This window comes from Gilliamella intestini (genome assembly GCF_900094935.1).
Taxonomy (GTDB): Bacteria; Pseudomonadota; Gammaproteobacteria; order Enterobacterales; family Orbaceae; genus Gilliamella; species Gilliamella intestini.
This window is the reverse complement of record NZ_FMBA01000015.1, coordinates 20,476-33,373: the sequence shown is the minus strand read 5'-3', so window position 1 is coordinate 33,373 and position 12,898 is coordinate 20,476. Positions and strand designations below refer to the sequence as shown.

The 12,898-nt window shown below is 35.6% G+C and carries 12 protein-coding genes; 6 read left to right on the top strand and 6 right to left on the bottom strand.

The features are described from left to right. Positions 1-22: 22 nt before the first annotated feature. Together GA0061080_RS05595 and GA0061080_RS05590 are read right to left on the bottom strand one after the other, a co-directional pair. On the bottom strand, positions 23-1,324 hold the full coding sequence (locus GA0061080_RS05595) for a serine/threonine transporter (protein WP_091122394.1): 1,302 nt from the start codon (positions 1,322-1,324) through the stop codon (positions 23-25). 641 nt (positions 1,325-1,965) lie between these two features. Beyond that, on the bottom strand, positions 1,966-2,358 hold the full coding sequence (locus tag GA0061080_RS05590; RefSeq protein ID WP_091122390.1) for a hypothetical protein: 393 nt from the start codon (positions 2,356-2,358) through the stop codon (positions 1,966-1,968). A 156-nt stretch (positions 2,359-2,514) separates the two neighbouring features. On the opposite strand from GA0061080_RS05590, the gene proS reads away from it, so the two are divergent. Next, positions 2,515-4,236, top strand: a complete 1,722-nt coding sequence (proS, locus tag GA0061080_RS05585) for a proline--tRNA ligase (protein ID WP_091122385.1) — start codon at positions 2,515-2,517, stop codon at positions 4,234-4,236. A gap of 180 nt (positions 4,237-4,416) precedes the next feature. Then, complete coding sequence (bepA, locus tag GA0061080_RS05580) at positions 4,417-5,868, top strand: beta-barrel assembly-enhancing protease (protein ID WP_091122381.1); 1,452 nt, start codon at positions 4,417-4,419, stop codon at positions 5,866-5,868. 72 nt (positions 5,869-5,940) lie between these two features. Here the strand turns inward: bepA and GA0061080_RS05575 are convergent, their stop codons facing one another. After that, positions 5,941-6,603 (bottom strand): histidine phosphatase family protein, encoded by a 663-nt coding sequence (locus GA0061080_RS05575; RefSeq protein ID WP_091122377.1) that lies wholly within the window; start codon positions 6,601-6,603, stop codon positions 5,941-5,943. Between the two features lie 48 nt (positions 6,604-6,651). Beyond that, on the bottom strand, positions 6,652-7,623 hold the full coding sequence (gene rluC / locus GA0061080_RS05570; RefSeq protein WP_091122373.1) for a 23S rRNA pseudouridine(955/2504/2580) synthase RluC: 972 nt from the start codon (positions 7,621-7,623) through the stop codon (positions 6,652-6,654). Positions 7,624-7,771: 148 nt separating this feature from the next. Here rluC and dsbB point away from each other — a divergent pair, with 148 nt between their 5' ends. From dsbB to rapZ, 4 genes are all read left to right on the top strand, one after another. Then, on the top strand, positions 7,772-8,305 hold the full coding sequence (gene dsbB, locus GA0061080_RS05565) for a disulfide bond formation protein DsbB (protein ID WP_091122371.1): 534 nt from the start codon (positions 7,772-7,774) through the stop codon (positions 8,303-8,305). A gap of 79 nt (positions 8,306-8,384) precedes the next feature. Then, positions 8,385-9,041, top strand: coding sequence for a bifunctional tRNA pseudouridine(32) synthase/23S rRNA pseudouridine(746) synthase RluA (gene rluA, locus GA0061080_RS05560; protein WP_091122368.1), 657 nt, complete (start codon positions 8,385-8,387; stop codon positions 9,039-9,041). A gap of 68 nt (positions 9,042-9,109) precedes the next feature. After that, on the top strand, positions 9,110-9,706 hold the full coding sequence (locus GA0061080_RS05555; protein ID WP_091122364.1) for an XTP/dITP diphosphatase: 597 nt from the start codon (positions 9,110-9,112) through the stop codon (positions 9,704-9,706). A gap of 86 nt (positions 9,707-9,792) precedes the next feature. Continuing rightward, a complete protein-coding gene (gene rapZ / locus GA0061080_RS05550) occupies positions 9,793-10,641 on the top strand; it encodes an RNase adapter RapZ (RefSeq protein WP_091122361.1) in 849 nt (282 codons plus the stop codon). A 9-nt stretch (positions 10,642-10,650) separates the two neighbouring features. Here rapZ and GA0061080_RS05545 read toward each other — a convergent pair whose 3' ends face one another. Beyond that, on the bottom strand, positions 10,651-11,463 hold the full coding sequence (locus tag GA0061080_RS05545; protein ID WP_209435749.1) for a divergent polysaccharide deacetylase family protein: 813 nt from the start codon (positions 11,461-11,463) through the stop codon (positions 10,651-10,653). Next, a complete protein-coding gene (gene envC, locus GA0061080_RS05540; protein ID WP_091122358.1) occupies positions 11,463-12,671 on the bottom strand; it encodes a murein hydrolase activator EnvC in 1,209 nt (402 codons plus the stop codon). The genes GA0061080_RS05545 and envC overlap by 1 nt, the downstream gene beginning before the upstream one ends. Positions 12,672-12,898 lie beyond the last annotated feature (227 nt).

Genomic DNA, 12,898 nt, shown 5'->3' with positions numbered 1-12,898 from the left:
TCTATAGTCAATCAAGCAAATTTTATAGCAAATTATAGATAGCTGCTGAAATAGCAACAACTCCCATCACAACAATAAAAATATTACTTAGTTTGCCACGATATTTTGCCAATACAGGTAATTTATGAATTGCATACATTGGCATTAAAAACAACAACACAGCTAAAATTGGGCCACCAAGTGATTCAATAAGACCTAAAATACTTGGATTTAATGTTGCAACCCCCCAAGCAGTTACAAACATAAAGGCAATAGCTAATTTATCAAGTTTCTTTTCTGAAATTGTTTTATTACGGCTACGCAAGAATTTATTAACAACACCATTAAACCCTTCTTTACCACCAAGATAATGGCCTAAAAACGATTTAGCCATGGCAATAAATGCAATTGGAGGGCCAATATACTCAATAACAGGTGATTTAAAACGATTGGCCAAATATGATAACGTTGAGATATTTTGAGCTTTTGCATCCAAAAGTTCAGCAGGCGACAAGCAAAGCGCACAACTAAAAACAAAAAACATCACTGTTACAACCATCATGATATTGCTTGCTGCAATAATTCTAGTACATTTAGGTTCAGCATAAACCTCGCCATATTCTTTACGTTTAGCGACAGCTAAAGATGAAATAATTGGTGAATGATTAAATGCAAAAACCATAACAGGAATAACTAACCATAGGGTCATTAAAATACTTTGCCCACCATCGCTACCACTATTAAATGACCAATTAGCAAAGAGTTCACCATTCCACTCAGGAATTAAAAATAGTGCTAAAATCATTAAAACAGCAATAAATGGAAAAACTAATATCGACATAACTTTAACGATAAGCTCTTCACCAAATTGAACAATCAGCATTAAAAATGCGACTAAAACAAATGAAAGTAAAGCCCTTGGGATCGATGACATGCCCAGTTGATTAACCATAAAACTATCAACGGTATTAGTAATACCAACACTATATACCAATAGTATTGGATAAATTGCAAAAAAGTAAAGAACAGTGATCCAATTTCCTGCTGTGCGCCCAAACGCTTCTTCAACTACAACGGTAATATCTCCTTCACGACTTTTGCCCGATAAAACAAATCGACATAAAGCCTGATGCGCAAAAAAAGTCATAGGAAAAGCAAGAACCAACATCACTAATAGTGGAATTAAACCACCCACACCGGCATTAATTGGCAAAAAAAGCACACCTGCACCAATGGCGGTACCATAAAGACTCAGCATCCATAAAGAATCACTTTTTCGCCATTTAGGTAACGCTGACTCATTATTGGCATTTGTTACGCTATCATTTGTCCTGAGCTTACTCATTTTTGTTACAACTCCTTAATCTAAAATTCGGCGCATATAATATCAATTTAATATCTTTTACAAAGTGATCTTTATCACATAAATAACAAGAAAATAAATATAATCAATAATATAGATAGGATCAAATTTGATACATAATAAATTGAAAATAATTAAAATATCAATTTTGATTCAAAGAAAACTGAGCAAAATACTTGCTCTAACGCAAATTTAACTAATATTAAATAAAAGCACCTAAATTTAAGAAACAACTCAATAGATATTTATATAATCAAACGATTAGTAATTAATAGAAAACCTCAACGTTAAGTAATAAACGTGACGACAATAAAAACATGGGCTATGGTATTAAACACTTATTTTGGCTAACAAGGCTACAGCAGATATGTTTAAACAAAATTTTTTCGCAAGCACCAAAAGCAATATGCATAGGCACTTATGATAATTTATAGCATAATCAGCAAATAAGTCAGGATTTAAAAGATAGAAAACAAAAATTTAAGAACAATTTATTAATAATTAAATTACCGTAAAATCGCATAAAACGGTTTCCTGTAAAATGTCTTAAATGTTTTTAGAAGATTATTTTAACTATGAAGTGTAAACAACTGGGTGTTTTCCTACCTATTAAAGATTGTATTTCAATCAAGAATTGAATCATAATAACAAATTATTCCTGTTTCTAAATTCTCAATTTCTAATTCGCCGCCGGTTAGAATTTCACCGCCAGAAAAATAACTTGGCTTTGTTTTTAGGATAACTTTTCCCAAAAGCTTATCATTGTAATAAAAATACCCTTCATTACTAATTTTATAAAGATCATCAGGTTCTATTAATCCTGTGCCACAAGGACAATTGATATAATCTAACCGACGGCCATCTTTAGTTTCGCAGCCATCTCCTCTCCAACCAAAATCCAAAATTTCATCATAACTTAAATCAGTAAAATGATAGATAATAAATTTAATTGGCTGGTATAGTACCAAAACCACAAAAAAGGCAATAATGAAGTGCGATAAATTTAATTTCTTCACATCAATTCCATTTAATTACTAATGCTAATAATTTACAATTAATCTTTATTATTCACAATAATTATCAATAAAATTTCTTTAGTGTTGCGCTGGGTACTGCTAAACTAGCTCACATTTTTATTATATTTATAAATAAATTATTTTCGGGATAAATTTATGCGAACCAGTAAATATCTTCTTTCAACGTTAAAAGAAACCCCCGCTGATGCAGAAGTCATTAGCCATCAATTAATGTTACGTGCCGGCATGATCCGTAAAGTGGCTGCGGGTTTATATACTTGGCTTCCCACTGGTTACCGAGTACTAAAAAAAGTAGAAAATATTGTTCGTGAAGAGATGAACAAAGCAGGAGCAATAGAAGTATTAATGCCGGTCGTGCAGCCTGCTGATATTTGGCAAGAAAGCGGACGTTGGGAACAATATGGTCCTGAATTATTGCGTATTAAAGATCGTGGCGACCGTGATTTTGTTCTAGGTCCAACTCATGAAGAGGTCATTACAGACTTACTACGTAATGAAGTTAGCTCATATAAACAATTGCCACTTAACGTGTATCAAATTCAAACCAAATTTCGTGATGAAGTGCGCCCTCGCTTTGGTGTGATGCGTTCACGTGAATTTATTATGAAAGATGCCTATTCTTTCCACACTACACAAGAATCATTACAAGAAACTTATGATGATATGTATAAAGCCTATAGCTCTGTATTTACACGCGCAGGTTTAAACTTTAGAGCAGTGCGCGCTGATACAGGATCGATTGGTGGTAACTGGTCACATGAGTTCCAAGTATTAGCTGACAGTGGTGAAGACGACATCGTGTTTTCAACAGAATCGGACTATGCCGCTAATATCGAAATGGCACAAGCACAAGCTCCAACACAAAAAAGAGCAGAGCCAACTAAAGCCATGGAGCTTATCGATACGCCTAATGCCAAAACAATTGACGAATTAGTTGAACAGTTTAATGTACCGATTGAGAAAACAGTTAAAACGTTAATGGTCAAAGCCACAAAAGAAAGTGAACACCAACTTGTTGCATTATTAGTTAGAGGAGATCACACCTTAAACGAAATCAAAGCCGAAAAAATCGATATCGTTGCCTCACCACTAGAATTTGCAACCGAAGAAGAAATCCGTGCGATTGTGAATGCAGGGCCAGGCTCATTGGGTCCAATTAACTTAAATATGCCAGTTATTATTGACCGTGACGTGGCTGTGATGAGCGATTTTAGCGCTGGTGCCAATATCGATCATAAACACTATTTTAATATCAATTGGGAACGTGACACTGCTTTACCTCGCATTGAAGATATTCGCAATGTGGTTGAGGGCGATATTAGCCCTGATGGCAAAGGGACATTACAAATCAAACGAGGGATTGAAGTTGGGCATATCTTCCAACTTGGCACAAAATATTCACAAGCAATGAAAGCAACAGTCCAAGGTGAAGATGGGCAAAACCACGTTATGATTATGGGTTGTTACGGCATTGGCGTTAGCCGAATTGTAGCCGCTGCTATTGAACAATGTCATGACGATCGTGGTATTATTTGGCCTGAAGCAATTGCCCCATTTAGTGTTGTCATTATTCCAATGAACATGTACAAATCCGAAAAAGTTCAAGCCACTGCCGAAAAACTTTATACTGATTTACAAGCTGCTGGCATTGAAGTTTTATTTGACGATCGTAAAGAGCGCCCTGGTGTAATGTTTGCTGATGCGGAATTAATTGGGCTCCCTCACACTATCGTAATTGGTGAACGCAATCTCGATAATGGAGAAGTGGAATACAAACACCGAGCTAGTGGCGATAAAGAAATGGTAAAAGTTGACAATATTATTGATTTTATCAAATATCGCTGTCGATTAGTTTAACTTTTGAAATAACCATCAAAACACAACAGTAATAAGGCAATTGCTGTTGTGTTTTGATATCTAGCTATCGAAAACGACTATCTCATAAAGATTAAATTCGCTTTAAAAATTCAAAGTGATATTGTGCTTTTTTTCAGCTAAAATGTATTGAAATAAATCTTATCTTAATTGGTTGAAATAATGTTAAAAAAAGTCATCGCATTTACACTATCTACCTCGTTACTATTACAAAGTACCCCTATCGTTTATGCTGATAATATCAACCTACCTGATATAGGAACTGCAGCAGCTACAACCCTTAGCATCGGTCAAGAAATGGAAATGGGTGACTACTATATGCGCATGTTGCGAAATAGCTCCCCAATAATCAATGATCCCGTTCTAAACCAATACATTAATGATCTAGGAAAAAAATTAGTCGCTAAATCAGAATCAGTAAAAACACCTTTCCATTTTTATATTATGAAAAGTGATGTACTTAATGCCTTTGCCTTTTTTGGCGGTAATGTTGTCATTCACTCTAAACTAATATTAGATACCGATAATGAAAGCCAATTAGCCTCGGTTATGGCTCATGAAATAGGTCATGTTACCCAACGCCATTTAGCGCGAGCAATGGAAAACCAAAGCCGTACAAGCCCTTATGTGTGGGGAGCAACATTAGGCTCGATTTTACTGACTTTAGCCAACCCCGAAGCAGGCATGGCAGCAATGACTAGCACCATGGCAGGTTCAGCGCAAAATATGATCAGCTTTACACAAAGTAATGAGCAAGAGGCGGATCGTGTTGGCCTTAGGACACTATCAAAAGCAGGATTTGATCCTTATGCCTCATCTGAGTTTTTACAAAAACTCGCCGACCAAAGCCGTTTTAGTAGCAAACCACCAGAAATATTACTCACTCACCCACTGCCTAATAGCCGAATAACAGATATTCGCAATCGCTCCTTACAATACAATAAAAAGAATATAACACCATCATTAAACTATTATTTAGCTAAAGCACGTTTAGCAATTTTAATTAATAACAAAAAAAATGCAGGCCAACTATTAATACAATCTTATAAAAAGCTAAATAATGAACAAAGCAATATTGCCGCTATTTATGGTAATGCTTTAGCTGACAACCTAAGCGGTAACAACCAAAAAGCCAAACAACAGTTGCAACCATTACTAGACAGTGACCCGAATAACATATGGTATATTGATTTAATGACCGATATTGATTTAGCACTCAACAATAGCAGTGCTGCCATTACGCGCTTGCAAGCGGCACTAAAAAAAGTCCCCGATAGCTCGGCATTACAATTGAATCTAGCAAATGCATATATAAAAAATAAAAATTATCAACAAGCGGTGAGTTTATTGCATCGTTATACCTTTGACCATAATGACGATATCAATGGTTGGGATTTACTTGTTACTGCTTATGGAAAAATACGTTCAAGAGCGCAAGAAATGAGTGCACAAGCAGAAATTAGCGCATTAAGAGGAAATTTTAAACAAGCGATCACCATTTTACAAAATGCAAAAAATCAAACTAAAGGCAATCAAGCAATGATTTCGAAAATGGATGCAAGAATCAATCAATTACAACAACTGCAAAAACGTTACGCTGCTTATGCACGATAAGTGAATTGAATTGCGCAACAATACCGCCTCGACTCATGATGAAAAGGCTCACTAGTCGAGGTATAAAAATCTTTATCTTTGAGTCAAATGATCCACGTTATTATAGAATTTTACCGTAAATTCGCCAGTAGCCTGATCATCATCTTGCTTATAGTTAACCACACTAATGCTGGTATTTAACATTCGTGGAAAGTACTGCTCATCACGATGTAAACGCCAATCACCGCCATTTAAAACACAAAGCAATATACGCAATACCGTACCATGCGACACAACTAAAATATTTCCTGAATCTTGTGGTGCATTTTGCACAATGGTATTTAATGCTTGCTTCATACGAGCTAAAATATCAGCGTAATTTTCGCCTTGATTGACTGACGCATCAAAATTAGCCGGATCAGTTAAATAAACGTTAAACTCGGGCACATCTTGTTTTAAAGTAGGCACATGCTTACCTTCCCAAAGTCCAAAATCCATTTCGCGCAGATCGGCAAGCTCAAAAGTATCAATAGCTATATTATTTTCATTAACAATATAATTACGGGTATCGACAGCACGCTTTTGTGGGCTTGAATAAGCCTGCATAAAAGAAATATCTTTTAAATGTTGCCCTGTTAATTTAGCACCTAAAATGCCTTGCTCAGTTAATGGTGAATCTTTTGAACCTTGCATCTGGTCTTTAATATTCCACTGCGTTTGACCATGTCTAATTAAATATAAATTGAGATCTTTCATTCGTATACCTTTTTTATTTTAAGATTCTGTTTGCTGATATTTATTTTTCTAAGAATATTTATCTTTTCTAAGATAAGTTAAACAGTACTGTAAAGCATCATCCATAGGTGCATTTAATTGCATCTCTTGTTGGCTTTTAGGATGAATAAACTTGACACTTGCGGCATGTAAAAATAACCGACTAAGTTTAGTACTAGCTAACAACGCATCAAATTGCTTATCACCATAACGATCATCAAAAGCAATAGGATGATTAGCATATTGAGTATGAATGCGAATTTGATGTGTACGCCCAGTAACGGGGCTGGCTTTAATCAAAGTGGCAAAATCAAAACGCTCTTCAACTTTAAACCGTGTTTCCGATGGCTTACCCGCTTTATCGACTTTCACCACTCGCTCGCCGCTTTTCAATACATTTTTAAGCAAAGGAGCCTGAATCACCTTACATTCAGAAGGCCAATTCCCCTTAACAAGCGCCAAATAATTTTTTTGCATTTGCTTAAGGCGTAACTGTTCGTGTAACGCTTTTAATGCCGAGCGTTTTTTGGCGATCAGCAACACACCCGATGTTTCGCGGTCAATACGATGCACTAACTCCAAAAACTTCGCTTCGGGCCTTAATGCGCGTAATCCTTCGATCACACCAAAACTCAAACCACTACCACCATGAACAGCAATACCTGATGGTTTATTAATCGCTAATAAAACATCATCTTCATAGATAATTGCCTTTTCTAAATCAGCTACTTTATTAAGCTTGGTTGAAATTTCAGGTGTGGCTTTTTCGGCTATGCGAATAGGAGGAATACGAATTTCATCACCAATATTTAATTTATACTCAGGCTTAATCCGCTTTTTATTAACACGTACTTCGCCCTTTCTTAAAATACGATAAATCATACTTTTTGGCACACCTTTTAAATAGGTGATTAAAAAGTTATCAATACGTTGTGTCGCATTTTCCTCTGAAATAGTAACAAATGAGACTTGCAATTTTGTTTGTGGAGCATTTGAGTCCATAAGAAATGATTAATCCGCCATCAATAAATAAAGTCGTTTACATTATTCAAAAATAAACTACACTATCGGCATTAAGGAATAACGATAGATAATATCCAATATAATTAAAGTAAAATGATTATAACGGAATATGGGGGAATAAAATAGTATGTTATCACTGCTTAATCAATACTCACAAAGCAGACTCGCTTGGTTCTTATTGTTCTTTTCCACTCTTAGCTTTGAAATAACCGCACTTTATTTTCAACATGGTTTAGGACTAGCGCCTTGTACGCTTTGTATTTACCAACGCTGTGCCATATTGGGCATTATGTTAGCGAGCATTATTGGGCTTATTGCGCCTAAATACACAATTATTCGATTAATCGGTATTTTTATTTGGCTTTTTAGCGCTTATAAAGGATTTACTTTAGCAATATTTCATGCCCATCTACAATTTGAACCAAACTTAAGTGACACTTGCTCAATCAACGTCCAGTTTCCAACTTGGTTACCGTTAGACATATGGTTTCCTAGCTTATTTAATGCTTATGGTTCTTGCGCCGATAAAATTTGGACATTTTTAACTATCGAAATGTCACAATGGATGATTATCATCTTTGCTTGCTATATTATCACCGGCTTAGCCATATTAGTATCACAGTTCTTTTCCGCGCCTAAAGCCTCAATTTGGAGTAAATAAAGCCATTTATAAAACTAGCGCTTTTCGGTGATTTTGTTAGAATGTGTGACAATTTTATTTTACAATTTGTCACACAAAAATGCTTTTGGAATATCACCCACCTATCGAACCTTGGCTTTCTATTTTATATCAAGACGATCACATTGTTGTTGTCAACAAACAACCGGGTATCTTATCGGTATCAGGAAATAAACCGCAATTTATTGATAGTATTATTCACCGCCTACAACAAAAATATAGCTATGTCGAATCAGTACACCGACTAGACATGGCAACTAGTGGGATTATGGTTGTAGCCTTATCGAAGCTTGCCGATCGTGAAATAAAAAAACAGTTCAGAGAACGCATCCCCAAAAAAAACTATATCGCTGTTGTTCATGGACATCTTGAGCATGACACTGGTCGCGTTGAATTACCTCTAATTTGTGACTGGCCCAATCGCCCAAGGCAAATGGTCGATGTTGAAAACGGTAAGCACGCACTAACAGAATACCAAGTCATTGCTCGCAACCCTGACAACACAACGCGAATACAATTATTCCCATTTACAGGACGATCACACCAATTACGCGTTCACATGCAAGCGATTGGCCATCCTATTTTGGGTGATAAATTTTATGCACATCCTGAAGCTTTTGCCATGTCAAAACGGCTGCTATTACATGCCCAACTCCTAACAATCAATCACCCCAAAACGGGGGAAAGTATGACTTTTAGTTGTGAACCCGAGTTTTAGAACGAAAATAATGCAAATAAAACGGCTTACGCTAATAGCCAACTCCCATTAAAATAGAGGAAATTAAAATGCAAAAAATTGTATTAGCAACCAACAACCAAGGCAAAGTGAATGAATTACAAAAATTACTTGCTGATGCTGGTTTTGATATTGTTGCACAAAGCCAATTTAACGTCCCTGATGCTGATGAAACAGGCTTAACATTTATTGAAAATGCTATTTTAAAAGCAAGACATACCTCAAAATTAACCGGTTTACCTGCCATTGCCGATGATTCAGGCTTAGCGGTCGATGCACTTGGTGGAGAGCCAGGGATCTACTCAGCACGTTATGCTGGTGAACATGGTAACGACAAAAGCAACAATAACAAGCTTCTTGTTGCATTACAAAACGTCCCCAAAGAAGCCCGCACAGCTTACTTTTATTGCGCACTGGTCTTTATGCGACACGAAAACGACCCTACACCTATCATCTGCTTAGGAAAGTGGGACGGTTTAATTTTAAATGAAGAACAAGGTGATGGTGGCTTTGGTTACGATCCGCTTTTTTATATTCCAGAATTAGGCTGCACAGCAGCGCAGCTAACTAAAGAACAAAAAAGCCAAATATCACACCGAGGACAAGCACTTAAACAACTAATAGCTCAAATAAAAACAGAATATTAATGATTGAAATATTATTTATATTCAAATTGTATATCCTAAAACAAACAGTATATAATTAATGCATTAATGAGATTGGAGTTAATATTGTGATTCTAATGATAGTAAGTGGTCGCTCTGGTTCAGGCAAAACAATAGCCCTACGAGCGTTAGAAGATATGGGATTTTATTGTGTTGATAATATTCCCGTTGCGCTATTACCGCAATTAGCCAACTCATTAAAAGATAACAACACACCAGTAGCTATTAGCATTGATATACGAAATTTGCCTAAAAATTTTGACGTTAATAATGACATTTTTCAACGCTTACCGCAATCAGTAACACCAGAAATCATTTTTTTTGATTGCGGTCGCAACACCCTAATTCGACGCTATAGCGAAACACGACGCATACACCCACTCTCTAACCAACAATACTCCCTTGAAGAAGCTATTGACCTTGAAGAAACTTACCTAGAATCGTTAAAATCACACGCAAGCCTTGTTATTAACACCGATAGCCTTTCGGTTCACGAACTATCCGATCTATTAAGAGAACGCATTTTAGGTAAAAAAGAGCGCGAATTAACCATTATATTTGAATCATTCGGCTTTAAACATGGACTACCCATTGATGCTGATTTTGTATTTGATGTTAGATTTTTACCCAACCCACATTGGGATGTTTGTTTGCGCCCACTAACAGGACTCGATCAGCCAGTCAAAGAGTACTTACAAAAATACAACGACGTATCCGACTTCATCAACCAAACGGCCAATTACCTTAATCAGTGGTTGCCATTACTAGAAAAAAACAACCGCAGTTACTTAACCATTGCCATTGGTTGCACAGGTGGACAGCATCGTTCTGTTTATATTGCTGAACAATTAGCGGCATTTTTTAAAGCCAAAAACAAACAAGTGCAAATACGGCACCGAACTTTAGAAAAACGCTAAAAAACAGACCTATTCCTCAATCAGCTTAAGGTTTGTAACCGCCTCAAACTGATGTTTGCATTTTTCAACAATCTCTTTCAAGGTCATTTTAGGTCTTTCTGAAATAGGTATAGTTAACTCACTAAGTCTAGTCAATTTAATATCCGCAGGCAAGCTAGCCAACTTTGCCCTTAACACATTAACCGTCTGCTGATGTGGGTGGCCAATAACAATCGCTACGCCATTTTTACGTGCCAATTTTACTGCCAAATCAAATTGCTGACTAATTGAGCTTTCAGTTTGCGTATCATCCAAAAAAACATCACGCGTTAATACAGCAATGTTATAGCCTGCTGCGGCTTTTTTAACTTGAGTTTTACCAATAGTTTTACTATCTAAAAAAAACAACGAATAACCACTCAGAGCTTTCATCACATTTATCATACCAGGCAAATTCGATGTCATTAAACTGCCCATATGGTTATTAACGCCAATGGCATAAGGCACCCGAACAATAGCATTATCCACAATGGTTTTAACTTGGCTTTCACTCATCGAGGGGAACAAGGTGTCCTTTTCTAACCGTTGTTTACTAATTGGTGCCATGGGCAAATGGATAATCACATCATTACCATGTTTATGAGCTAACGTAGCAATGCGTCTAGCATTAGGCGAATGTGGCAAAACAGAAATGGTAATAAAGGGCGAAAGCCCAATAATCTGCTCTTCATTATGTTGGCGATAGCCAAAATCATCAATAACTATTGCAAGTTTTGCTGCCCAAGCATTGTGTGTATTTAGTATCAATAAACTTGTAATAAAAATGACTATAAAATAACGCACTATTTTAACCACCCACTTGGATCAAGCGCCTTACCATCACGACGAATTTCAAAATATAGTCCAGATGCGTTTTGTCCACCACTTGAACCAACTAATGCAATAGGTTGTCCACGTTCGATTTTATCACTTACCTCAACCAACATGCGCTGATTATAACCATATAAACTCATATCACCTTTTCCATGTTCTAACGCAACGACAAAGCCATATCCTTGTAACCAACTTGCCAAAATAACCCGACCATCAGCAACAGCTTTAACTTGAGTACCTTCTTTTGCATTAATCACCATTCCTTTCCAATATAGTTCACCTTGAAGCAACTCTCCAAATCGATGCATAACCCTACCATTCACAGGCCAATTAAACTGATGTTGTGGCTTACCAATACCACTTACACGAGCCATTAATCCTTTTTCATCAGAATTAAGAGTATAACTTTGGTTCTTCTGTTTTTCTTCAATATATTTTGCTTGTTTTGCTTCTTTTTCTGCTATGCTTCTACTTTCACGTTCTGCTTGGGCAATTTTTTCTTGTAATTTAACTTCATTATTACGCAAATCAACTAATTTTTGTTGGTTTAATTGCATTGATGCTTCAAGAGTAATTATTGTGCTTTGACGATTTTGACGCTTTTTTTCAAGCCCTGCTTGTTGTTCTTTCTGTTTGATTTGTAATGTTTTATGTAAGGCTTGTTTTTTTTGCAATTCAATTCTTTTCTCGTTCAATTGGGTTTGCGTATCTTGAAGGTCGTGAATTTGCTGTTGTCGAACTTGGTTGATGTAACCATAATAAGTAATTATGCGATCATTACGTTCACTTTTTTCGCCCGAAAAAATCAACTCTAAACCAGTTATGTTTCCTAGTTTAAATGCGTTTTCTAGTTGTTTTGATAATATAGTTCGTTGCTGTTTTTGTTTTATTGTTAATTCATCAATTTTTTTAACCAAATTATTGATCTCTTGATCTATTTTTATAAATAATAAATCGTTTTTTTCAATTGATGTTAAAAGTTTAGCAATTTCTGTTTCTTGTTTTTTTAAATTATTAATCAGTTCAATACGTTCTTTTTTTTGTTGTTCTAAACGCCTTTCTTGTTCTTTAATAGCAGAACGTAAAGATTGAAGCTGTTGATTATCATCAGCATACAAAAAACTTATTTTTATTAGTCCAATAAAAATAATAACTACAATTTTTTGACAAATAGACATGGCGTTGTATTTATAATTTATAACCAAGTAATAATAATTGTTGCCACTATACCGATAAATAACTAAAGATGCAAAATGAAAACCACCAACTAAATATATTGTAATATTATTTGTGCATTTATTCGTTTTAGTTTGATTTGTGTTATCGTGATATATTCAAAAGCAATTAATGAAAATTATTCTAATATAATGAAAAATAAATATTTTTCTATTTAAATTAGTCAAAA

Bases quoted from the DNA above. Each gene is read 5' to 3' on its own strand.
- bepA (WP_091122381.1), top strand. From the start codon at position 4,417: ATGTTAAAAAAAGTCATCGCATTTACACTATCTACCTCGTTACTATTA.
- envC (WP_091122358.1), bottom strand. From the start codon at position 12,671: ATGTCTATTTGTCAAAAAATTGTAGTTATTATTTTTATTGGACTAATA.
- GA0061080_RS05555 (WP_091122364.1), top strand. From the start codon at position 9,110: ATGCAAAAAATTGTATTAGCAACCAACAACCAAGGCAAAGTGAATGAA.
- rluC (WP_091122373.1), bottom strand. From the start codon at position 7,623: ATGGACTCAAATGCTCCACAAACAAAATTGCAAGTCTCATTTGTTACT.
- proS (WP_091122385.1), top strand. From the start codon at position 2,515: ATGCGAACCAGTAAATATCTTCTTTCAACGTTAAAAGAAACCCCCGCT.
- GA0061080_RS05595 (WP_091122394.1), bottom strand. From the start codon at position 1,324: ATGAGTAAGCTCAGGACAAATGATAGCGTAACAAATGCCAATAATGAG.
- dsbB (WP_091122371.1), top strand. From the start codon at position 7,772: ATGTTATCACTGCTTAATCAATACTCACAAAGCAGACTCGCTTGGTTC.
- rluA (WP_091122368.1), top strand. From the start codon at position 8,385: ATGCTTTTGGAATATCACCCACCTATCGAACCTTGGCTTTCTATTTTA.
- GA0061080_RS05575 (WP_091122377.1), bottom strand. From the start codon at position 6,603: ATGAAAGATCTCAATTTATATTTAATTAGACATGGTCAAACGCAGTGG.